The sequence below is a fragment of the Providencia sp. SP181 genome, assembly GCF_050446505.1.
Lineage (GTDB): Bacteria > Pseudomonadota > Gammaproteobacteria > Enterobacterales > Enterobacteriaceae > Providencia > Providencia vermicola.
Window position 1 is genome coordinate 380,961 of sequence record NZ_JBBPXM010000004.1, and the last position, 22,632, is coordinate 403,592.

At 41.4% G+C, this 22,632-nt stretch carries 20 protein-coding genes and 1 riboswitch; of the genes, 6 read left to right on the plus strand and 14 right to left on the minus strand.

Annotated elements, in window-relative coordinates; genetic code table 11:
* Window positions 1-1,107, plus strand: a complete 1,107-nt coding sequence (locus AABS66_RS09675) for an ABC transporter permease (RefSeq protein WP_272538824.1) — start codon at window positions 1-3, stop codon at window positions 1,105-1,107.
* 177 nt (window positions 1,108-1,284) lie between these two features.
* On the opposite strand, the gene AABS66_RS09680 is transcribed toward AABS66_RS09675, so the two are convergent.
* The 8 genes from AABS66_RS09680 to AABS66_RS09715 form a co-directional block, all read right to left on the minus strand.
* A complete protein-coding gene (locus AABS66_RS09680) occupies window positions 1,285-1,992 on the minus strand; it encodes a Bax inhibitor-1/YccA family protein (protein ID WP_206085344.1) in 708 nt (235 codons plus the stop codon).
* 134 nt (window positions 1,993-2,126) lie between these two features.
* Entirely contained in the window at window positions 2,127-2,579 is a 453-nt protein-coding gene (gene moaE, locus AABS66_RS09685; protein WP_206085343.1) for a molybdopterin synthase catalytic subunit MoaE, read from the minus strand.
* Window positions 2,580-2,581: 2 nt separating this feature from the next.
* Window positions 2,582-2,827, minus strand: a complete 246-nt coding sequence (gene moaD, locus AABS66_RS09690; protein WP_206085342.1) for a molybdopterin synthase sulfur carrier subunit — start codon at window positions 2,825-2,827, stop codon at window positions 2,582-2,584.
* Window positions 2,827-3,303, minus strand: a complete 477-nt coding sequence (gene moaC / locus AABS66_RS09695; RefSeq protein WP_206085341.1) for a cyclic pyranopterin monophosphate synthase MoaC — start codon at window positions 3,301-3,303, stop codon at window positions 2,827-2,829. The genes moaD and moaC overlap by 1 nt, the downstream gene beginning before the upstream one ends.
* A 26-nt stretch (window positions 3,304-3,329) precedes the next feature.
* The gene (gene moaA / locus AABS66_RS09700) at window positions 3,330-4,310 is read right to left on the minus strand and encodes a GTP 3',8-cyclase MoaA (protein WP_206085340.1); all 981 of its coding nucleotides are present in this window, start codon (window positions 4,308-4,310) and stop codon (window positions 3,330-3,332) included.
* A riboswitch (molybdenum cofactor riboswitch) is annotated at window positions 4,300-4,440 on the minus strand. It overlaps the preceding gene by 11 nt.
* A gap of 401 nt (window positions 4,441-4,841) precedes the next feature.
* Window positions 4,842-7,511, minus strand: a complete 2,670-nt coding sequence (locus tag AABS66_RS09705) for a TonB-dependent hemoglobin/transferrin/lactoferrin family receptor (RefSeq protein ID WP_430224869.1) — start codon at window positions 7,509-7,511, stop codon at window positions 4,842-4,844.
* Window positions 7,512-7,632: 121 nt separating this feature from the next.
* Complete coding sequence (locus AABS66_RS09710) at window positions 7,633-8,562, minus strand: FecR family protein (protein ID WP_430224870.1); 930 nt, start codon at window positions 8,560-8,562, stop codon at window positions 7,633-7,635.
* A gap of 2 nt (window positions 8,563-8,564) precedes the next feature.
* A complete protein-coding gene (locus tag AABS66_RS09715; protein ID WP_206085336.1) occupies window positions 8,565-9,062 on the minus strand; it encodes an RNA polymerase sigma factor in 498 nt (165 codons plus the stop codon).
* Between the two features lie 303 nt (window positions 9,063-9,365).
* On the opposite strand from AABS66_RS09715, the gene AABS66_RS09720 reads away from it, so the two are divergent.
* Window positions 9,366-10,274: a gluconeogenesis factor YvcK family protein gene (locus AABS66_RS09720; RefSeq protein ID WP_206085335.1), complete on the plus strand. Its 909-nt coding sequence runs from the start codon at window positions 9,366-9,368 to the stop codon at window positions 10,272-10,274.
* A 523-nt stretch (window positions 10,275-10,797) separates the two neighbouring features.
* Here the strand turns inward: AABS66_RS09720 and uvrB are convergent.
* The 5 genes from uvrB to bioB form a co-directional block, all read right to left on the minus strand.
* Window positions 10,798-12,816, minus strand: a complete 2,019-nt coding sequence (gene uvrB, locus AABS66_RS09725) for an excinuclease ABC subunit UvrB (RefSeq protein ID WP_206085334.1) — start codon at window positions 12,814-12,816, stop codon at window positions 10,798-10,800.
* Window positions 12,817-13,446: 630 nt separating this feature from the next.
* Entirely contained in the window at window positions 13,447-14,121 is a 675-nt protein-coding gene (gene bioD, locus AABS66_RS09730) for a dethiobiotin synthase (protein ID WP_206085333.1), read from the minus strand.
* A complete protein-coding gene (gene bioC / locus AABS66_RS09735) occupies window positions 14,114-14,899 on the minus strand; it encodes a malonyl-ACP O-methyltransferase BioC (RefSeq protein WP_206085332.1) in 786 nt (261 codons plus the stop codon). Before bioC ends, bioD begins: the two co-directional genes overlap by 8 nt.
* On the minus strand, window positions 14,877-16,034 hold the full coding sequence (gene bioF, locus AABS66_RS09740; RefSeq protein WP_272680660.1) for an 8-amino-7-oxononanoate synthase: 1,158 nt from the start codon (window positions 16,032-16,034) through the stop codon (window positions 14,877-14,879). Before bioF ends, bioC begins: the two co-directional genes overlap by 23 nt.
* Window positions 16,034-17,071, minus strand: a complete 1,038-nt coding sequence (gene bioB, locus AABS66_RS09745; protein ID WP_206085330.1) for a biotin synthase BioB — start codon at window positions 17,069-17,071, stop codon at window positions 16,034-16,036. The genes bioF and bioB overlap by 1 nt, the downstream gene beginning before the upstream one ends.
* Before the next feature lie 94 nt (window positions 17,072-17,165).
* Here bioB and bioA point away from each other — a divergent pair, with 94 nt between their 5' ends.
* Entirely contained in the window at window positions 17,166-18,446 is a 1,281-nt protein-coding gene (bioA, locus tag AABS66_RS09750; protein ID WP_206085329.1) for an adenosylmethionine--8-amino-7-oxononanoate transaminase, read from the plus strand.
* Window positions 18,447-18,681: 235 nt separating this feature from the next.
* Here the strand turns inward: bioA and pgl are convergent, their stop codons facing one another.
* Entirely contained in the window at window positions 18,682-19,668 is a 987-nt protein-coding gene (gene pgl, locus AABS66_RS09755) for a 6-phosphogluconolactonase (protein ID WP_206085328.1), read from the minus strand.
* Window positions 19,669-19,909: 241 nt separating this feature from the next.
* On the opposite strand from pgl, the gene AABS66_RS09760 reads away from it, so the two are divergent.
* The 3 genes from AABS66_RS09760 (at window position 19,910) to AABS66_RS09770 (ending at window position 22,631) form a co-directional block, all read left to right on the plus strand.
* Window positions 19,910-20,728 (plus strand): pyridoxal phosphatase, encoded by an 819-nt coding sequence (locus AABS66_RS09760; protein WP_206085327.1) that lies wholly within the window; start codon window positions 19,910-19,912, stop codon window positions 20,726-20,728.
* A 606-nt stretch (window positions 20,729-21,334) separates the two neighbouring features.
* Window positions 21,335-22,039 (plus strand): hypothetical protein, encoded by a 705-nt coding sequence (locus AABS66_RS09765; protein ID WP_272538829.1) that lies wholly within the window; start codon window positions 21,335-21,337, stop codon window positions 22,037-22,039.
* A gap of 16 nt (window positions 22,040-22,055) precedes the next feature.
* Window positions 22,056-22,631 carry a LemA family protein gene (locus tag AABS66_RS09770; protein ID WP_206085325.1) on the plus strand — a complete coding sequence of 192 codons (576 nt, stop codon included), beginning with the start codon at window positions 22,056-22,058 and terminating at the stop codon, window positions 22,629-22,631.
* Window position 22,632: the final 1 nt, after the last annotated feature.

Consider the following 22,632-nt stretch of genomic DNA (forward strand, 5'->3'; position numbering starts at 1 on the left):
ATGCTTTATCGCTTATACACCTTAGTTATGAAAGAGTTACAATCATTATTACAAGAGCCTCAAACTCGAATTATTTTGATTTTACCTGTGATTTTCCAAATGATTTTGTTCCCACTTGCGGCAACACTAGAAGTCACAAATACCACCATTGCAATTTTTGACCAAGATGGCGGCAAACATTCTGTTGAACTTACCCAGCGGTTAGCCAAAGCCAGTGCATTTTCCCACGTGTTGCTCGTCAAAAGTGAACATGAAGTTCGCGACACACTCGATAACCGTAAAGCACTGTTAGCCGTTCGTTTTAGCCAAAACTTTAGCGCAGATATCGCCTCACATACTCCTGCTAATATGCTGCTGTTACTTGATGGTCGCAACTCAAACAGTTCACAAATTGCGGCAAATTATGTCGAACAGATTGTGATGCAATATCAACAAGAGTTAACACAAAACCAAATCAAACCCAATAATAGTGAGTTGGTTATTCGTAATTGGTACAACCCAAACTTAGATTATAAGTGGTTTATTGTGCCCTCTTTGGTGGCGCTGATTACCACGATTGGCGTGCTGATTGTGACCTCCCTTTCCATTGCGCGAGAACGGGAGCAAGGGACGCTAGATCAACTCCTGGTTTCCCCATTAACAACATGGCAGATTTTTATTGGTAAGGCTGTGCCTGCATTAATTGTGGCGACAGCCCAAGCAAGCCTTGTGTTAGTTATCGGGATTTTTTGTTATCAGATTCCATTTGCAGGTTCACTGCTGCTGTTCTACGCCACTATGATATTTTATGGTCTATCGCTAGTGGGTTTTGGCTTGTTAATTTCAGCGCTGTGCTCAACGCAGCAACAAGCCTTCATTGGGGTGTTTGTCTTTATGATGCCTGCCGTACTGCTTTCTGGTTATATATCCCCAGTCGAGAACATGCCCGTTTGGCTACAAGATATCACTTGGGTTAACCCAATTCGTCATTTCACTGAAATCACTAAACAAATCTACCTTAAAGACGCAGATTTTTCAGTGGTTTTCCAAAGTTTATGGCCATTGCTGATTATTGCTATTATCACCAGTTCTGCGGCGTATTATCTCTTTAGAAAGAAAATTGCCTAATGCCATGATGAATATCTGTCGATTTGGCTGCCTAATTAAACTCAGGCTTGGCATTCAAATAATAAGAAAATTATATTTTTTAGTACGATTACTATGAAAAAACCCTTGCTACCGAAGTAACAAGGGTTTTGAATTTTATTCACTAAAACATTCTAGTGATGAATGTTTCACTCGCTGTTAGCGACGGTCACCGAAGATACGCAGTAACATTAGGAACAAGTTGATGAAGTCTAAGTACAGAGACAGCGCCCCCATAATGGAGTATTTACGCATTGTTTCTCTGTCATCTTCATTAATTTGAGCACCCATTTCTTTCAGCTTTTGAGTGTCATAAGCCGTTAACGCAGCAAACAGTAACACACCACCGTAAGTGATCACCCAGTACATCATTGAGCTTTGTAGCCAGATGTTAACTAAGGAAGCCACAACGATACCAATCAGCGCCATAAACAGGAAGTTACCCATTCCTGTTAAGCTACGCTTAGTGGTGTAGCCATAGAAGCTTAATGCACCAAACATGACCGCAGTGATAACAAAGGTACCTGCGACAGATTCACCAGTATACGCGGCAAGAATGACAGAAATAGTTAAGCCCGTTAACAATGAATAGAGCATAAACATGCCCGTCGCCATCATTCCGCTAATTCTTTGCAGTAAGAAGGAAATACCCATCACTAAACCTAGTTCAGCAATGATCATTCCGAAGAATAAAATTTTGTTAGTCGCAATGGTGTAATACAAGCCACTGCTGACTGAATACCAAGCTACAAATGCTGTCAACAGCAAACCGACGGTCATCCAACCATAGACTTGCGACATAAATGCCTGAACGCCAGTTTCGGCCCTCTGGACAAGAGAATCATTACGTTGATCAAACTGACCCATGATGGTTACCCTTTTGCTAAAATAAAAATCGACACAGTAAAAATACTGCAATCGGAGAAAATTAACCAAAGTCTAACACATTATTATGACATTACCATTCGGCAAATTCGTATTTTTCGGAGGAAAAAGTGCGATTACCAGCGGCTTGCGGACGTTTCGTCACTTTCTTTCGCTTCAACCCAGCGTTCGTTATCTGGCAACGTCTCTTTTTTCCAAAATGGTGCTTTGGTTTTTAAGTAATCCATAATAAACTCAGCGGCTTGAAATGCTGCGTTGCGATGCGCACTTGTCACCCCAACAAACACAATTTCCTCACCTAGCTGCAAAGTACCAATGCGATGAATCACACTCACACGCTGCAAAGGCCAACGTTCTCTTGCTTCTACTACAATGTTTGCTAAGGCTTTTTCTGTCATACCTGGATAATGCTCAAGCGTTAAGGCCGCAACAGTATCACCAAGGTTATGATTACGAACTTTACCTGTAAAAGTCACGACGGCTCCATCGCTATCACACTCTGCAAGCCATTGATATTGTTCACCAACACTGAAGTTGTGTGTTTGGACGGCAATATGGGTATTTTCCATCATTATCCCCCTGTTACTGGTGGGAAAAAGGCGACTTCATCCCCTTCCACCAGTGAATGTTCGAGGGAAACAAATGATTGATTAACTGCTGCCAGTAATTTTCCGCTTTCTAACGCCAAAGCCCAGCGATCACCTTTTTGCGACAAAGCAAGACGTAGAGACTCAACTGTTTGATATTTTTCCGTTATTTCAAGTCTATCTGTTCCCACTAATTCGCGAACTTGTGCAAAAAATAATACTGTAATCATCATTCCACCTTAAAATGTCCAGATTTACCGCCTGTTTTTTCTAACAAACGAACAGGGCCGATGACCATGTCTTTTTGTACCGCTTTGCACATATCGTAAATGGTCAATGCCGCCACCGAGGCTGCAGTCAGTGCTTCCATCTCCACACCAGTTTTACCCGTTAGACGGCAGCATGTTTCGATGCGAACACGGCTATGTGCTTGTTCTGCTTCAAGAACAACCTCCACTTTAGTTAACAACAGAGGGTGACATAATGGAATTAACTGCCATGTATTTTTAGCGGCTTGGATGCCCGCAATACGTGCCGTTGCAAACACATCCCCTTTATGGTGACTGCCATCAACAATCATGGCTAAGGTTTCGGGGTTCATGGTGACATAAGCTTCTGCACGAGCTTCACGGACAGTTTCAGCTTTAGCTGAAACATCAACCATATGCGCCTCGCCCGACGCATTGAGGTGAGTCAGTTGGGACATAGTTTCTCCTGAAAATCTTAAAAGAATTAACCGCCAATAACGGACAAATTAGGGGTAATACCGCTATCACCCATATGTAGAAAATGCGTTTCGCGTTTGTGATGCAAACCACGCTGTATCCGCGCTTTTAGCGCTTCATTTTGGTTATCATCCCCTAACAAATCACGTAGAGGAATGCCATTTTCACCAAACAGGCACAAATGGAGATTACCTAAAGAAGATACACGAAGGCGATTGCAGCTTTGACAAAAGTCTTTTTCATACGGCATGATAAGGCCTATTTCACCCTGGTAATCTGGGTGACTAAAGACCTGAGCAGGGCCGTCATTGCGAGAACGAGGAAGGCGATACCAACCTTCTTCAATTAAACGGTCGCGAATCGTTTCGCCAGAAACATGAAAACGTTGGAAAATATCACTGCCATCCCCTGTTTCCATTAACTCAATAAAACGCAGTTGAATTGGGCGGTGCTTAATCCAATTTAAGAATGACTTCAGACCAATGTCGTTGATATTTTTCATCAACACAGCGTTGACTTTCACTTTTTCAAAGCCAGCCTCAAAGGCAGCATCAATCCCTTTCATCACTTGGAAGAATTTGTCTTGCCCAGTGATTGCCGCAAACTGGCGTGGGTCTAAGCTATCCACACTGACATTAATTGCATTCAGGCCTGCATCTTTCCACGATTGAACGTCTCTCGCCATGCGATAACCATTGGTGGTAACTGCGATTTTTTTAATCGCTGCATTTTCATGAATGGTGGCAATAATTTCACTAAAATCTTTGCGCATGGTAGGTTCACCGCCTGTAATACGCACTTTTTCTGTGCCTAATTCAGCGAATGCGCTGCTGACACGGCGAATTTCATCCAGAGTGAGGAATTCATGGCGGCCACTTGGTTGATAACCATTAGGCAGGCAGTATGTGCAACGAAAGTTGCAAACATCTGTTATAGAAAGCCGAAGATAGTAAAATTTTCGGTCAAATTGATCGACGAGTTGCTGCATAATCACACCTTTCCAAATACGGGAGATGCAGACATTTCTATCTTGCACCCTGGTGACTCTAAGGCCACGGCCAGAGCATCATATTTGTGAAAACAAACTTAGACGCAAAGGCTAGGAGTTTTATTTGGAACAAAGCCGCTAATTTAATAACGAAAACAAACCACTCTGTTCACTTAATTTCTGTAAGGATTCTAGCGTATAGAATATGAAAAAGCGAACCTGAATTCGATATATAATATAATATACAACGACTTACGGAACATTAGCGATAATCTCCGAAGTTCTTATTATCATAGACAATTTTCTTAAAAAGAGCCTAGCCAAAGATACAATTTCACTTTAAATGATTAACATCTCTTATTATTTAATTAAACATTTCTTGATGTAGATCTAAAATGGGGAGCAAGCTCCCCATCTCATTGTTTCCGTTATAAATATCGTTACCAATCGCTTCGTGTTTTTCACTCAATACTTTGCTAAGCATTATCCCAATCAAAAACGAAAGCATTTGCCCCAAGTAATTGAACGTATTTAGAAACGGAACTCAACCCCGCCAGATATCGTCCTTCCACGACCTAATGTATTCGCTAAGCTTTCCCCGTAGCTCACCACATAGGCCCGATTGGTTAAGTTCTCCACGTTACCGCGAATAATTAAATTATCCGTAATTGAATAACTTGCGTATAAATCGACGAGGGTATATTTCGGCCAGTCCGCTAAATAAGGGTAATTGGTTTGTGCAGAATAGTCTTGGAAACCTGGTGTGAAACGGATAACCATTCCGCCATCCAGTTTTCTATCAAAAGCACGTCCACCGAGTGTGAATGAACCTCTATCACCTGGCAGATTTGCTGCACTACCAAAGATGGAGCCGCTATCGCAGTTAACATAATTGTCTGCTTGCTCATCGGGCTCTGCATACCAATTACCAGGGCCAATACCTTCTGGGAATTTCAAGACGCCACCTAACCACGCACGGTTAGCACAGAATGTGTTTTTACCAATCATATGGGTGAAGGTTAAATCTGCATAAACAAACCCTGCATCATAGTTGAGTTGGTATTCAAACCCTCTAAAACGTGTCGTATTTAAGTTATTGCTGTACGCAGCATTCCCCATACTTGGATTAACCAATCCCGGCTTAGTTCGGTTAATCGCAAGGTTGATATAGTTATCAACCCGCGTGTCAAAATAAGCCACTTTAGCCAATAATCGATCCTCTTCAAGCATCAGTTGGGGGTAATTCAGATTCACCCCGATTTCCCACGCATTTGAGCGTTCTGCTTTTAAAAACGGGTTAGGAAACTGTGTTGAAGAACTGTGAGCGCTGCCAGTGGTGAGTGTTTCGGTAATCGCAGGTGGACGCCAAGAACGACCATAACTGGTAAAGAACTCCATCCACTCGACACCTGGGCGAATAGCCAGACGAGCATTAGGTGAAAACGCACCTTCCGATTTATCAACATTCCAATGTTCTGTATACAGCGTGCTTGGGCAATCACGTAACCGTCTACCTGTGCATGGATTTTCCTTTGTATAAGGGAAGATGGCATAACGCATGCTGGTTTGCCCTTTGAGGGTATAGTAGTCGTAACGCATTCCCCCTTCCAATGTTAACCAATCGTCATATTCGTAAGTTAAATTAGTAAACAATGAGCTCAACGTACGTTTTCCATCTGGTGTTACGCCTGATGCGGCTTCTCGTGTTGAGGTGCTGCTAGCTTTATCTTGGAAAGTTTCAAAACCATAATGCGCTTTTAATAAATTATTATGATTAAATTCAATCTCTGAATGATTTTCGAGTTGCACCCCGAATGTTTTAACCCGAGTATCCATCTGATAGCCATTATTAAAAATTTGGCTCGTTGAATAAGTTTCAGTGTCATCTTTCGTATCAACAAAATACACTTTCCCTTTAAATTCTGTACTCCATGGACTGCCACTAAACTGCGTATAATCAAGGGAATAGTTCTGGGTTGTCACATCACTAAACCCACTGCTTTTCCATCCAAGTTTATATGGCCACGTTTGCGCCAAATTAGTTAATGTACCTGCATTAGGTGTCGCCACTTTGGTTTCTAAATAATTGAATTGTAAACGTTGTGACTCACTGAGATTCCAACCTGCTTTCGCCAAATATGAGGTCATCTGGTAATTGCTATCGTTAATTCGGGTATGTTTTAAACCACGCACTAATTCGTCATAATGCCCTGCATCATTGTTGATGCGAATGTCGCCAATACTCCCGTGCGTCCCTGGTTTATAGTCACCTAAGCGGCGTTCACTGGCAGCAAACAGTAAATCCCCCTTTTCATTTCCCAAGGCAAATGCGCTACTACCGATAAAATGAGTATTATTCGTCCCTGTACTGGCATGTAATTTTCCACCAAATGTCTTATCTTTCGATAAAAAATCAGATGCATTTACCGTATTAAATGTGGCAACTCCGCCAAGCGTTCCCCCACTCCCCATACCACTATTGTTTCCTTTTTGAATTTCAACGCCAGATAGCAACTCAGAATCAATATACATTGAGCCGTTACGCTGCCCATGGCCGCTTTTTTGGAAGTTTTGCCGCATTCCATCAATATTCATGTTCACACGCCCATAATCTTGGATCCCACGAATATTCACTGATAGCGACGGGTCTTGCTGGCTGACACTGGAATACACGCCTGTGGTAAGCTCTAGTACGTCAGCAATATGCTTCGGTGGCCTGTCTTCAATTTGTTTTTTACTAATCACACTCACCGATGAGGGACTACTGTAGACCCAATCTCCTTGCTGTATTTGGCTTGCTGTCACCGTAATATTATCTAACTTAATGACGTTTTCACTTGTGGAGGAATTAATTACCCGATGAATAGAAATACGATTATTGTGTATTTGGACCTGAACTGGATTTTCGCCAACAAGTTGCTGCAATCCTTCTTGCAAGGTTAACTGCCCTTTGATGCCTTGGCTTTTTAAGCCGTTCATTTCTTGGCTATTAATAATGATTTCAACTTTTGCCTGTTGGGCAAATTGCAACAATACGTTCTCAAGCGATCCTGCTCCAATCGAAAATGAAATTTTCTGTTGGGTTGCAGTTATTGATTGACTGGCATGAGCAATGTTAAATAATGAATATGCAGGTAGTGCTCCTAATACAAGGTAAACACAGAGTGTGGCTGTTTTATATTGGTGCTTTTTTTGAGTCATTTCCCATCCCTAAAATGATAATGGTAATAAAAATCATAATCACTTAGATTAAGACGTAGAAATGAAAGAAACCCGTAAAAATAATTTAAATACTTGTGAAAAATAATAATTTCTTTATCTATCAGTAGATTAATGTGAAAAATGGTACTTCATAAATCGTGAGTCCTTTTGATGACACAAGGTACTTAAGTCCACTTTCTAGTGTGTTAATTTGCAATACGCCGCTTAGTTTTTCCTTACTGTCGCTAGCTAAAATAATAATTCGCTTTTTATGGTAACGATTAATTTCAGCGGTAATCTCAGAAAGCGTTTGCTGTTGAAAAATAATCTGGCCTTCACGCCATCCTTCTGACGCTTGTTTGGCAAGTGGTATTGTGGGTAAAATTTGCTGCTGGTATTGCGTAAAGCTGCCTGCTTTTACCGTCAATTCTTGTCCTGATAATAGCGATATTTTAACGCTGTGCTGATAGACACTTACACCAACATTATCCCCTTCATTATCAATGGCAAACTCTGTTCCCAGCGCTTGAGTTACACCATTTCTCGCCTTAACTTGGAAAGGACGCAGTTCACTACCAGTGATAGGTGCAACAGAGAAATAGGCGCGTCCTTGGAGCAAATTGACTTGTCGATATTGCCCGTCAAAAGCTAGCTGTAATTGTGCACCACTATCGAGGTCGACTTGGCTGCCATCGGGCAATATGATATGTTGAACTTCACCAATTCTGGCTTGGTAATCAATCTGTTCTTGATTTTCACCCCACCAAATCAAAGTCACCAAACCACACACTAAAATACTGGCTGCGACGGAAACTTTCACAAAACTTTTTGTGGCTTTAATTGGTTTCTCTGTTTTTCTAGGCTGTTGATTATAGGAAGTTAACGCCCAAATTTGCCTTGCACGATAATAGGCATTGGCATGCTCTTTCGATGCATTCACCCAATGCTGAAACTCGCTATTTTCTTGTGCATCCAGCTCTCTTTGAGTGGTCTTGACGACCCACATCGCCGCTGTGTTTTCGATTTCAGATGGAGATGTTGTTGATTTCATGATTAATCCTTCCATTGATGAATCAGAACAGCCAATGCATTGGCTAAATGCTTTTCAACAGTACTGAGCGAAATATTCAACAATTGAGCCACTTCGGTTTGAGTCAATCCCTCTTCTCGGTGCAAACGAAAAATAGCCTGTGTTCTCTTGGGCAATGTTTGAATAATGGCTTGTATCTGGCTAAGTTGCTGCTCTCTTATTGCTGTTGCTTCAAGGCTTTTTACTTGTGCAGGTATTTCTTGCCATTGCTCATCACTGATAACCATTGAAGGACGTGCTTTTTGTTCCCTAAAGTGATCAATCATCAGGTTTTTCGCAATCCGATAAAGATAAGCGTCAAAATCTTGAATCGTTGAGTGCTTCATCAGTTCAGCCATCCGTACAAAACTTTCCTGCACAATATCCATACTCAAACTATGGTCTTTAAGGTACATGTTGAGGTAGCGACATAATGAGGAAGAATGGCGTGCAAACAAGCGTTGCAACTCAGAATCAGACATATTGAGCCATAACACAAACAATGAAAATGAGAATTATTTACACTATATAGGTAAATATTCAAAATGGAAACATTCAGGTGTTTTTTTGCTAAGAGGTTAAGGTAAATCTGGAATATTGCCTTTTATTGTTTTTTATCACAGTAACTCAGCGAACAATGATGTTTTATGATAGATTAACGCCCAATTTATTTTAGATTTCATTTTTGATACGTTCGGCTCTGTAAACACAGCAAACCACAGATAAAAAGCACTAAGTAGTGACTGTTTATTTGCCGAATATTGACTGATTGATATAGGAACACTATGCCAAATAGTAGTCTGGCGAGCCTGAAACATGTTGTTGCCCTTGGCGGCGGGCATGGGCTAGGTCGCGTAATGTCTTCCCTTTCCTCTTTAGGCCCTCGCCTAACTGGAATTGTGACCACCACAGATAATGGCGGGTCTACAGGTCGAATTCGTCGTTCCGAAGGCGGGATTGCTTGGGGCGATATGCGGAACTGTTTGAATCAGTTAATCACTGAACCATCAATTGCTTCAGCAATGTTTGAATACCGTTTCGGCGGTAATGGAGAACTCTCTGGCCACAACTTAGGTAACCTAATGCTAAAATCATTAGATCACCTGAGTGTTAGGCCACTCGAGGCCATTAATTTAATTCGCAATATGCTCAAAGTGGATGCGCAACTCATTCCAATGTCAGAATCCCCTGTTGATTTGATGGCGATTGATGAGATGGGTAATGAGGTCTATGGCGAGGTCAATGTGGATGCCCTGCGCGAAATTCCGAAAGAGTTACGCCTATACCCTCGCGTTAAGGCCACACGTGAAGCGTTAGAAGCTATTCACCAAGCGGATTTGATTATCATTGGTCCTGGTAGTTTCTTCACCAGTTTAATGCCATTATTACTACTGGACGAGATTGCCACTGCCTTGCGTGAATGCAAATCCCCAATGATTTATATTGGTAATTTAGGTAAGGAAGTGGGCTCTTCAGCCGCTAATCTGACTTTACCTGAGAAATTGCAGATGATGGAAAACTATATTGGCTGCAAAAAGATTGATGCGTTGATCCTTGGGCCACGCACACAAACCAGTGATATTAGCAGTGACCGTAAGATTATCCAGCGCGTCCTCGAAGCGGATGATATCCCTTATCGCCACGATAGAAAGCTGCTCCTACAAGCCATCGAAGAAACCGTCCCGCTATTGTAATTTCCTAATTTATCCCACCTTTGGCTCCCAGAGGTGGAATGCTACTCAAGCCAATTTTTGCAAGTGAATGCATCTCGGGGAGCATACATAAGTACGTGACCCGAGTGATTGCCCCTACTCCCCAACATAATGAAATAAAATAAAAATTTATCTTCAAAATAATTTGCGTTGTGGCTAGGTGGCAAGTGAAAGTATCCCAAGGAGCATACATAAGTATGTGACCCGAGTGATTGAGCGCAGCCAACACCCCCACAACGTGAAGTATGTAGAAAATTCGCGTTGTGGCTAGGTGGCAAATGAAAGTATCCCAAGGAGCATACTTAAGTATGTGACCCGAGTGATTGCCCCTACTCCCCTACCCCCCTACATAATGAAATAAAATGAAAATTTATCTTCAAAATAATTTGCGTTGTGGGTAGGCGGCAAGTGAGAGCATCTCGGGGAGCATACATAAGTATGTGACCCGAGTGATTGAGCGCAGCCAACACCCCCACAACGCGAAGTATGAAGAAGATAAAGAAGATTAGGAATTGGCGATAAACTGAGACCGTATCTCTTGCAACTCATCACGCACTCGCGCTGCCGCTTCAAACTCCAAGTCCTGTGCGTGCTTATACATTTGTGCCTCAAGTTGCGAAATACGTCGTTCCAACTCTTTCGTCGACATACCTTGTATATCAATTGATGTCTCACTCTTGGCATTATCTTTTGAGCGCCCTTTGCCTTTCCCGCCAACTTTATGACCTATCTGCAGGATATCGCCAATTTTCTTGTTTAACCCTTGCGGTACGATGCCATGTTCTTCATTGAATGCCATTTGTTTTGCACGGCGGCGTTCGGTTTCTGCTATCGCTTTTTCCATCGAATTGGTGATTCGGTCGCCGTAAAGGATCGCTTTACCGTTTAAGTTACGTGCTGCACGGCCTATTGTCTGGATCAAAGAACGTTCTGAACGCAGAAAACCTTCTTTGTCTGCATCTAAAATAGCCACTAAAGACACCTCTGGCATGTCGAGGCCTTCCCTTAATAAGTTGATACCAACAAGCACATCAAACTCACCCAATCGTAAGTCACGAATAATTTCTACCCGTTCAACCGTATCAATGTCTGAGTGAAGGTAACGAACACGCTCCCCATGTTCTTCCAGATATTCTGTTAAATCTTCCGCCATTCGTTTGGTCAACGTGGTGACTAATACACGCTCATTTTTCTGCACACGAATACGAATTTCAGATAACAAATCATCTACTTGCGTGCTCACAGGGCGCACTTCAATAATCGGATCCAGTAAGCCTGTCGGCCTAACCACTTGCTCAATAACTTCATTGCCTGATTTTTCTAGCTCATATTTGCCAGGAGTTGCAGATACGTAGATAGATTGCGGTGCTAAAGCTTCAAACTCTTCAAAACGCATTGGTCGGTTATCCAATGCCGAAGGCAAACGGAAACCATATTCAACTAAGGTCTCTTTACGGGAACGGTCACCTTTGTACATCGCCCCGATTTGAGGAATGGTCACGTGAGATTCATCCACCACCAGTAGGCCATCCGCAGGTAAATAATCAAACAATGTCGGAGGTGGTTCACCTGGAGCACGACCCGATAAATAGCGTGAATAGTTTTCAATCCCTGAGCAGTAACCCAGTTCATTCATCATTTCTAAATCAAACTGAGTACGCTGAGTAATACGCTGTTCTTCCACCAGTTTGTGGTTTTCTAACAACACTTTTCGCCTATCCACCAGCTCTTCTTTGATATGCTCCATCGCTTCCAAAATACGTTCTCTTGGTGTGACGTAATGTGTTTTTGGGTAAACCGTAAAGCGAGGCACACGGTGTTGAATTTGCCCCGTCAGTGGATCAAAGAGAGATAGACGTTCAACTTCATCATCAAACAGCTCGACACGTAACGCGTATTCGTCAGATTCTGCAGGAAAAATATCAATCACTTCCCCGCGAACGCGAAAAGTACCACGGGTAAAAGCTTGGTCGTTACGACTGTATTGCAGGTCAGCTAAACGCCTTAAAATAGAGCGTTGGTCAATGATCATGCCATCGGTGAGGTGCAGCATCATTTTTAAGTAGCTATCAGGGTCGCCTAACCCATATATAGCTGAGACAGAAGCCACCACAATGACATCACGACGTTCAAGTAAGGCCTTAGTCGCAGATAAGCGCATTTGCTCAATGTGTTCGTTTACAGAGGCATCTTTTTCGATAAATGTATCAGAGCTAGGCACATAGGCTTCAGGCTGGTAATAATCATAGTAAGAAACAAAGTACTCTACTGCGTTATCTGGGAAGAAAGCTTTCATTTCGCTGTAAAGTTGTGCCGCAAGGGTCTTGTTATGAGCCATCAACATGGTTGGGCGATTTTCTTTTGCGATAACATTAGCTATCGTAAAGGTTTTCCCTGACCCTGTTACTCCCAATAACGTTTGATGCGCTAAGCCATCTTGCAGCCCTTCGCGTAATTGACGAATTGCTTCAGGTTGGTCCCCCGCTGGCTGAAAATCAGAATACAGCTTAAAATCCTTACTCATATTACCGCCTCATAACGTGTCTCTTTTTCTATAATACTGGATAAAAAAACAGCTTCAAGTCCTGAATTTAATATTTTCTCTATCCGACGTTCCAATGAGTTTATAAAAATGTTATCCCCAAAATAATGCTTGACCTTTGGAAAACGTTATATTTTATGCTATTGGTTTTTATCGCCCTATCGCAAATATAGATTGAAGTCTTGATTTTATTTAACCTATTGTATTTAAATAAAATTATCTCAAAGTCCAGAATCACATCAAATAAAGGCAAAGCCGCTTGCCGCCTAGCATAGAAGTTGTTTTATAATGTTAATACACAAGGTTATCCACAGAAATGGTGGATAACTCTTGAAGCCCTTAGGGCTCATGCTTTCTCGTCATGAGTAAAATTTGTTAAACATTGAATAAATGACAAAACGATGGCAGTTATATGAAAAAATTTTTACGTAGTATCCGTTTAAAAAAAGAGATTTTATCTGTTTTAGTTCGATCATCAGACTATTTCTACGGTAAAACTTGACAAAAAATAGGTTAAGAACGTTAAACAAGATCAACAAAGCATTTAACAATTGATCATTTATTAGAGGGGGAAATGGGCCTAAAACAATAATATTAAGCCCTTTATTTATTTCACAATAACGTAAGATCCAAATATTGACCTAACGTGGATTCATTAAGTTGGGGCTGATAAGGTAAGATCCCTAAACAAGGTGAGTTAATCATGCGTTTGAGTGTTGCAAGATATTCAGCCTGATAAATACCCGCGGGTTCAATTTCATTGGCAATCCAGCCGACCACAGATAAACCAGCGGTATTAATCGCCTCTAACGTTAATAATGCGTGATTAATGCAACCCAATTTCACGCCCACCACTAAAATAACAGGAAGTTGCTGTTCAATAACCCAATCTGCGTAGGTTTTTTCAGTGGATAATGGGGTATACCACCCGCCAGCCCCTTCAACCAACACCCAATCCCCTTTTTTCTGAACCTCTAACAACCCTTGATTAATAACCGAAAAATCAATAGGCTCTCCCACTTTTTCACTGATGATATGCGGTGAAGTAGGGGCTTCAAAAACAATGGGGTTGACTGATGAATACGGCAATTTCACTCGGCTATTCGCTTGTAATAATAAAGCATCGTTATTGCGCAGCCCTTCTGGTGTTTGTTCACTCCCTGAGGCAACAGGTTTATAACCGACAGTGTTAAACTTTTGAGCATTAGCGGCTTGCAATAAAGCGCAACTTGCCACGGTTTTTCCAACTTCAGTGTCCGTTCCTGTTACAAAATAAGTTTTAGTCACGATAGATGACTCCAAATACGGTTTGATAAGTTAACGGTAGCCCTTGATGAGCCATCGGATAAGCTAAAGCTAACTGCTGAAGGCGCTTACGAGTCATTAGCCCTGTTTGGCGTCCCTCGGTCAAATAGGTCGCTCCAATCCCTTTAAGTGAATTCAATAGACTAATTAAATCAGGGAAATACAGCGTATCTTTTTGAAAAGACAGCTCATGGCGCCATGTTTGGCAGCTCGAGGTGATAGCTTGTGGGCTCAAAAAGGTGTTCACATGAGAATATTCATCAAGCAGCTGCCAAGCTTTGGATAATTCATTAAGCGAATGCTCTGCGAGCGTCGTAAAAACAATCACACCACCACGCTTTGTTACTCTGTATAGCTCACTCAATGCACCATGTAAGTTTTCACACCATTGAATGGATAAATTGGAAAAAACCACATCAAACTGCGCTGAATGAGTCGGGATCGACTCTATATCAGCACACAAATATTCATCTGCTGCATTCTTACTTTTGGCGACATCTAACATGCCAGAAGATAAGTCCAGTGCAGTGACTGTATGGCCTTGATGTTTCAGCTTTTGACTAAAAAAACCCGTACCACAACCCGCATCTAATACCCGTAAAGGCATGTTAACCTGCGCTGCAACGAGGGTCGATTTCAATTTATTGAGCAGTTGCTCTCCTGCTGTCTGCTGATAGTTAGCGATAGCATCGTATCTTGTCGCTGCTCGGCCAAATGCCGCCGCAATTTTTTGTTTGTCATGACAAATGATCGAAGTCATCTAAAGCCTCCAATAATTTATCAAGATCGTTTTGTTGATGTACTGCACTCAACGTGATCCTCAACCTTGCACTGCCTGGCGGAACTGTTGGTGGGCGGATCCCTTGAACCCAAATCCCTTTTTGGCGTAAAAATGCTGCAGCACGTTGGCATGTCTCATTATCACCAATGATTAAAGGTTGGATGGCTGTGGTTGAGTCAGCAAATTTCATTTGTTTAAAGTTGGCATTTTTCCTTAAGTATTCAATATTCTGCTGAAGAGTTTCACGCAGTTTATCTGCCAACTTAATCTGTTTAACCGCTTCTAATAATGCAACCGCCTGCGCGGGTGGCATAGACGTGCTGTAAATTAAATGGCGTGCTGATTGAACCAAGAAATCCGCGGTTTGGTCATCACAAAGCACGGCAGCTCCGCTTAAACCAAACGCTTTACCAAATGTCACCACCAAAATTTCAGGTTTAATGCCATAAGCCGAACAACTCCCTCTCCCTTGAAAGCCGCAAACACCAATACCATGAGCATCATCAACCATTAGCCACGCACTGTGTTTTTTTGCAATATCCTGCAAGGTATTCAGTGGGGCGCTATCCCCATCCATACTAAAAACCCCCTCGCTAATCACAAGGGTTTTCCCTGAAGCTGGCTTATTAATTAAATTTTCAAGAGAGGATGTATTGTTATGGTAAAAGCGTCTTAATTGAGCCCCTGAATGTATTGAGGCTTCTATAATAGATGCATGGCTGAGTTTATCGGCTAATATGCGGTCATTTGCTGTCATTAACGCCGTAATCACCGCATGGTTTGCTGCAAAACCGGAAATAAACAACAGTGCTTTTGAGTAACCCAACCACTGTGCCAGTTCACTTTCAAGTGCAACATGCGCTTGGGTATACCCAGTAATATGCCCTGAACCGCCACTCCCAATTCCATAGATATCTGCACCACGTTGCCATGCAGCAATAATCTCAGGATGGTGAGATAACCCTAAATAGTCATTAGACGAAAAATTTAGGTATTTTTCGCCATTTTGATATAGCTCTCTACCATCAGATCTTTCAATACATTGACGTTGACGCCAGATCGAGGCACGTTTGCGCTGTTCGATCTGATCTTGTAGGAAAGTTTGCCAGCTCATCATACTGCTGCATTATAAAACTTTGCGTTATCAGCGGTTAACAATGTTTCTGCCAATTTCGCAGCTTGCTGGTTATCCCCTTCATCCGTATCAATACGCTCTGGGTTAATATCCAGTTTCCTAAACAGTGCTAAATCTTTGTTTTCATCTGGATTAGGTGTGGTGAGTAACTTACAGCCATAGAAAACTGAGTTTGCCCCAGCCATAAAACAGAGCGCTTGAGTTTGCTCATTCATATACTCGCGACCTGCCGATAAACGTACATATGACGTCGGCATCATGATACGAGCCACTGCAATAGTACGAATAAAATCAAAGGCATCGACATCTTCATTGTCTGCCATTGGCGTGCCTTCCACTTTCATTAGCATATTAATTGGTACGCTTTCTGGTGGTTTTGGTAAATTGGCTAATTGCACCAGCAAAGCGGCACGGTCGCTAACTTTTTCACCTAAGCCTAAAATACCGCCTGAGCACACTTTTATCCCTGCATTTCGAACATTGCCCAAAGTATCCAAACGGTCTTGGTATGTTCTCGTCGTGATAATATTGCCGTAATATTCAGGGGATGTATCAAGGTTATGATTGTAATAGTCTAAACCCGCCTCAGCGAGGCGCTGGGCTTGGGAGTTATCAATCATCCCTAAAGTCATGCAGGTTTCCATCCCTAGGGATTTCACCTCTTTCACCATCATTTCAAGATAAGGCATATCACGCTCTTTTGGATTGCGCCACGCGGCCCCCATACAAAAACGCGTAGACCCGGCCTGCTTAGCTTTTTTTGCTGATTCAAGCACTTGCTGAACTTCCATCAAACGTTCTGTTTCTAAACCTGTTTTATAGCGAGCGCTCTGCGCACAATATTTGCAATCTTCGGGACATGCGCCTGTTTTAATAGACAACAAGGTACTGACTTGTACTTGCTGTGGGTCAAAATGTTGGCGATGTGTTTGTTGCGCCTGAAATAACAACTCAAAAAAAGGCATTGAAAACAGTTCATTAGCTTGTTTTATTGTCCACTGTTTTAATGTATTCATGGAGACACTCCAGTTGAAAAAATTGTTGCCAGTTTAAATATTGTGGTTATCATGTCAACTAAAATGATCTAAAAAAGTTTACAATGGGTTAATGATGAATAGTCACGATATTGCTTTTGATAGCCAACACATTTGGCACCCTTATACCTCAATGAGTCACCCTATCCCAGCCTATCCAATCGTTGCAGCACACGGGGTTGAGCTCGAAATGGCAGATGGAAAAAAATTGATTGACGGGATGGCCTCGTGGTGGTCAGCGATTCATGGCTATAACCATCCTGAACTCAACCAAGCAGTCATAAGCCAATTAAATCAGATGTCTCATGTGATGTTCGGCGGAATAACCCACCCACCCGCAGTGAATTTATGCAGGCAGTTAGTCGCCATGACTCCTGATCCACTGGAGTGTGTATTTTTGGCCGATTCAGGATCTGTTGCCGTCGAAGTCGCGCTTAAAATGGCGCTGCAATATTGGCAAGCTAGAGGTGAAAAACGTCAACGAATTTTAACATTACGCCATGGATATCATGGGGATACCTTTGGTGCGATGGCGGTCTGTGACCCAGATAACTCCATGCATGGTCTGTATAAAGGCTATTTACCACCGCATATCTTTGTGGATGCCCCACAATGTGGTTTTTATGATGAATGGGAGCCAAGTGATCTTGAGCCTTTAATTCGTGAATTAACTAAAAATCATCGTGAAATTGCAGCGATCATCTTAGAGCCGATCGTACAAGGCGCGGGGGGAATGCGTATCTATCACCCTGAGTATTTGAAAGGTGTACGCCAGTTATGTAATGAATATGGGATCTTGCTCATTGCAGATGAAATCGCTACAGGTTTTGGGCGTACAGGAAAACTGTTTGCCTGTCATCACGCCAATATATCACCAGATATTATGTGCTTAGGTAAAGCATTAACAGGCGGTTATATGACGCTTTCAGCGACGCTCACAACACGCCACGTCGCAGAAACGATTAGCAACGGTGAAGCGGGTTGTTTTATGCATGGCCCGACCTTTATGGGTAACCCCCTAGCCTGTGCTGTCGCCGATGCAAGTCTAACTCTGTTGCTTAATAGCCCTTGGCAACAAACGATTGCCAATATTGAACAACAACTCAAAACCGAACTGCTGCCCTTAGCCTCACACTCTGCTGTTGCAGATGTGCGTATACTTGGCGCTATTGGCGTGATTGAAATGAAGCAGCCTGTAAATACCGCCGCTTTACAAAAGGTGTTTGTGGAAAATGGCGTATGGGTACGCCCATTTGGCAAATTAATTTATATTATGCCACCGTATATCATCACCCCTGAGCAACTCACTAAGGTCATCGATACTATGGCCAAAGTCTTAGGGCAATCAATAAAATAAACTTAATACTTTGTTTTTAAACAGATTTTTAAACAGATTTTTAAACAGATTTTTAAACAGATTTTTAAACAGATTTTTAAACAGATTTTTAAACAGATTTTTAAACAGATAATCTCCTAAATAATTTGAGTTATAGCAAGGCGGCAAACAAGGGTATCCCTAGGAGTATACATAAGTATGTGACTAGGGTACCCGCGTGAAGCCAACACAGCTATAACTCGAAGTATGACGGAGATTAAAGGATGAAAGACAGTACCCACATAGGGCCTTTACCTACAGAATAACGCCCCACCTCTGTTAACTTTCCAGTAATCCCGTCAATCTCTGACACTGAAATATGGTCGGATTTTTGCCCGCTGGAGATTAAAAAACGCCCAGTTGCATCGATATTAAAGCCCCTTGGGTGTACCTCGGTTGGGTAACGCGCCTCTAACGTGAGTTCGCAGCCATCATCAGAAATAATATAGTGGCTAATGTAGCTTTCTGAACGCTCACTGACATATAAATGGCGACCATTTGGCGTCACATGAATATCGGCAGCCCAACGTTGGCTTTCATTGCCTGCAGGGTAGTTTGCCAATGTTTGCATTGTACGATAACGGGTGAACTTACGATAAACACCAATGGTTGAATCCAGTTCATTTACACAGTAAATAACTTTCTCCGTTGGATGGAATGCCAAATGGCGAGGGCCTGAATTTGGCGCGGTTGTTATTTGGTCAGCTGTTGCTTCCGTTAAATACCCTTTCTCATTCAGATCAAACAAGCGGATATGATCTTCCCCTAAACAAGGCACCCAAAGTTGCTGATTATCTGCATCGACATGAGATGAATGAGGGTTACGCAAGCCTTCAATCACTTGGATCACTTGACTCGGTACACCATCTTGATTCATCGATAACACAGATAAATTGTGTTGATGATAGGAAGGCACAAACAAGTATTTACCTGTATTATCAAGGGATAAGTGTACAGGTGTACCTGGTACTGATGTTTCTGCTTTTAAGCGTAACGTGCCTTTCGTTTCAATCTCATAGGTTACGACGCGAAAATTTGGGCGCACACCAATATACAGGTGCTTTTTATCATGGCTTAGCACCATTGGTTGTACCTGTCCTGGTGTTTTCACAGTTTGCAGAAGCGTCAACTCCCCCACTTCATTCATTGACCACACATGAATTTGCTGACTTTCGGGACTTGCAATATAAACAACCTGTTCCATCTGAACTCCTTAATTCATGACAAAAATGCTAAGCCGCATCGATAACCTAAATGTATTAGGCCACTATACCTTATATTTTTTAAATTACTGTGAGTAATTAACGCCAATGCCGCTATTACCTTAAACCAACATCGTTAAACTAAAACGGTTCAGTTCGTTACTATTATCAGCTATGATGATAAAATGACCTCATTCCTATAGCTCGCCTATAGGTCACTTCTAAAATCACGTGGAGCCGTTTATGTCATACCGCGTTATTGCGCTCGATCTCGATGGAACACTGCTTGATCATCAAAAGAAGATCCTGCCTGAATCGTTAGCTGTCCTACAAGAAGCCCGCCGCCAAGGCGTCAAAGTGATCATCGTGACAGGCCGTCACCATGTCGCCATTCACCCTTTTTACCAAGCGCTTGATCTGGATACTCCTGCTATTTGCTGTAACGGTACTTACCTTTATGACTATCTCGGGAAAAAAGTTCTCAAATCAAATCCAATGACCCTCGATTCAGTCACTCAAATGATTGATAAGTTACGCGGAACCGATATCCAACATTTAATGTATGTGGATAACGCGATGTTATATAACGCAAAAACTGAAGGTATTACGCGCACATTAAATTGGGCTGATTCATTACCCGCCGCACAACGTCCAACCATTGAGTTTGTTGAAGACTATGCGGATGTGATGCATAACTATGATTCTATTTGGAAATTTGCGGTTAGCTCACAAAATAAAGAGCAGTTACACCAAGTCGTCAACGAAATCGAAAATGATTTTGGCTTAGATTGTGAATGGTCTTGGATGGATCAGGTGGATGTGGGTCGTAAAGGAAATAGTAAAGGCCAACGTTTAAAAGAGTGGGTTGAATCCCAAGGTATGACAATGGAAAATGTTGTCGCTTTTGGTGATAATTTCAATGACTTAAGCATGCTTACCACCGCAGGCCTCGGCGTCGCAATGGGCAATGCTGTCGATGAAATCAAGCAGCAAGCCAAACTGGTCACTCGCGAAAATACCGAACCTGGTATCGCTGAAGTGATCCGCAAATACGTTTTATAATATTTAAACGTTTTTGTATAAAAAGAGAGAGCAATGCTCTCTTTTTATTTTTTAGGTCATTTCTGAAAATTAATCATCAAGAAGAAAACAACAAAAGCTTAAAAATAATAAATAATACTATTTTATTCTGCATCTTTATCGCTACTGGGAAAAGAGAAGTATTTTAACCCATATCTTTATTATTTTTACTTATATTCCTCAATCTCCATTATTTTCAATCTTTTTATATTTGTATATTAATGCCTCTTTTTTTTAGATAATGCTTTTAGGACTCATAAATATAATAATTTAAAAATGCTAAAACATAATTCTTCTGTCAGAAAAATCATTAAAGAAATTGAATACATCGCCAACAATGCAATAAATCACGATGATTTCAATAAGGCACTAAAGTTAGTACAGAACTTTGGCCAACCACTCAAGTATAAAAATGGTATTTTGTATACCCTTGCTTCTTTGAGCTTTAGTGTTTTTCTCTGGGTGCTATATATCACCTATTATTCCGACTATGATAAAACGTGGGGGGAATACCATTCCTATATCCTAGTTGCCAGTGCTGCCATAACTCTGATGTCCTTGTCTGTATGCCTATTTAGAAGATCCAGAATGAAGAAAATCAGTCACAAAATCTACACTGGTATTGCGTTATTAGATTATGGGATTCATCCTCAGCCACTTAATTCAGGTATAGCGCATAATAACCTTGAAAATTTTGTCGAATTTAACCGAGGCAACTATTCACGGCAAATAATGTATGAATACCCCACACTTTCAGACACAGTACCAGCATTCAGTTTTTATAAATTTGAATTTGTTGATGAAGTTGAGACCGAAGAAACGACAACCGACAGCAAAGGTAACACGACAACAACGAAGAAAACCCGTTATGACCATTATTACCGTTATGGGATCATGACCGACTACTCATATTTTAAAAATATAGCAGTTATCTCAAGCGGTATCGTACCCCATGCAACAAAATATAAAGCTTCATCAATCGAATTCTCTAAATATTTCAAACTTGGTGCGATGAATGAGTTAGAATTATCTAAATGGTTAAAACCAACTATCGTTGAATTATTACTGAATGCACGAAATACATTTAAAAAGCTCAATATTGAAATAAACCAACAGGGTGTAATGTGTATTAGTTTCTCTGATGACGATGTTATTAGTGGAAAATATCATTATAATCTGGAAAGTATTTCTGAATTTTCTGATGAAATTAGTGAAAAAAATAAGTTACCGAAACTAGAGAAACTAATGACGCTACACCAAAATATCATAAAATATACTAATAATAATTTTTAAAATAAGGAAATCATCCATGAGTGGATTTTTAATTTTTATAGTCATCATCGCTATTGCTATACTCGCAACGATCCTCATCCACAACAGTATTATTCAAAAACACAATCGGCTTCGCCAATCTTGGGCTGATGTGATCACTCAAGAGCGTCAAAAAACACAAATTATTCCTAAAATTGAAGGTTTGGTAAAAGACCATAAAGAATATGAATCATCATTGCTCAATAGTTTAACTCAAATGCGTACCGCAGCCGCGAAATTAAACCGTTCAGCTAATGATGTAACACCTGACACATTAAAGGATTTTCAGCACGATTTTAAAAATGCGGTAAGTCATTTTAATGTCGCCGTAGAAAATTACCCTGATTTAAAGTCAATTCAACTTTATCGTGATTTGGCGAATGAAATCTCAGAACAAGAAGACAACGTAGGGGCTGCAATTCGTATATACAACAGTAATGTGGCAACCTTCAATACAGCCATAGAGGTTTTCCCTAACAGTATGATTAACAATATAATGACAAAGAAAAACCCAGCCATGCCGTTTGATCATGAAGAGTCTGCGAATGCAATTGGATTTAAGCCCTCCTTTTGAT

Excerpts from the sequence above, each read along its gene's own strand:
- AABS66_RS09675 (WP_272538824.1), top strand. The coding sequence starts at position 1 with ATGCTTTATCGCTTATACACCTTAGTTATGAAAGAGTTACAATCATTA.
- AABS66_RS09680 (WP_206085344.1), bottom strand. The coding sequence starts at position 1,992 with ATGGGTCAGTTTGATCAACGTAATGATTCTCTTGTCCAGAGGGCCGAA.
- moaE (WP_206085343.1), bottom strand. The coding sequence starts at position 2,579 with ATGGAAAATACCCATATTGCCGTCCAAACACACAACTTCAGTGTTGGT.
- moaD (WP_206085342.1), bottom strand. The coding sequence starts at position 2,827 with ATGATTACAGTATTATTTTTTGCACAAGTTCGCGAATTAGTGGGAACA.
- moaC (WP_206085341.1), bottom strand. The coding sequence starts at position 3,303 with ATGTCCCAACTGACTCACCTCAATGCGTCGGGCGAGGCGCATATGGTT.
- moaA (WP_206085340.1), bottom strand. The coding sequence starts at position 4,310 with ATGCAGCAACTCGTCGATCAATTTGACCGAAAATTTTACTATCTTCGG.
- AABS66_RS09705 (WP_430224869.1), bottom strand. The coding sequence starts at position 7,511 with ATGACTCAAAAAAAGCACCAATATAAAACAGCCACACTCTGTGTTTAC.
- AABS66_RS09710 (WP_430224870.1), bottom strand. The coding sequence starts at position 8,562 with ATGAAATCAACAACATCTCCATCTGAAATCGAAAACACAGCGGCGATG.
- AABS66_RS09715 (WP_206085336.1), bottom strand. The coding sequence starts at position 9,062 with ATGTCTGATTCTGAGTTGCAACGCTTGTTTGCACGCCATTCTTCCTCA.
- AABS66_RS09720 (WP_206085335.1), top strand. The coding sequence starts at position 9,366 with ATGCCAAATAGTAGTCTGGCGAGCCTGAAACATGTTGTTGCCCTTGGC.
- uvrB (WP_206085334.1), bottom strand. The coding sequence starts at position 12,816 with ATGAGTAAGGATTTTAAGCTGTATTCTGATTTTCAGCCAGCGGGGGAC.
- bioC (WP_206085332.1), bottom strand. The coding sequence starts at position 14,899 with ATGACTTCGATCATTTGTCATGACAAACAAAAAATTGCGGCGGCATTT.
- bioF (WP_272680660.1), bottom strand. The coding sequence starts at position 16,034 with ATGAGCTGGCAAACTTTCCTACAAGATCAGATCGAACAGCGCAAACGT.
- bioB (WP_206085330.1), bottom strand. The coding sequence starts at position 17,071 with ATGAATACATTAAAACAGTGGACAATAAAACAAGCTAATGAACTGTTT.
- bioA (WP_206085329.1), top strand. The coding sequence starts at position 17,166 with ATGAATAGTCACGATATTGCTTTTGATAGCCAACACATTTGGCACCCT.
- pgl (WP_206085328.1), bottom strand. The coding sequence starts at position 19,668 with ATGGAACAGGTTGTTTATATTGCAAGTCCCGAAAGTCAGCAAATTCAT.
- AABS66_RS09760 (WP_206085327.1), top strand. The coding sequence starts at position 19,910 with ATGTCATACCGCGTTATTGCGCTCGATCTCGATGGAACACTGCTTGAT.
- AABS66_RS09765 (WP_272538829.1), top strand. The coding sequence starts at position 21,335 with ATGAAGAAAATCAGTCACAAAATCTACACTGGTATTGCGTTATTAGAT.
- AABS66_RS09770 (WP_206085325.1), top strand. The coding sequence starts at position 22,056 with ATGAGTGGATTTTTAATTTTTATAGTCATCATCGCTATTGCTATACTC.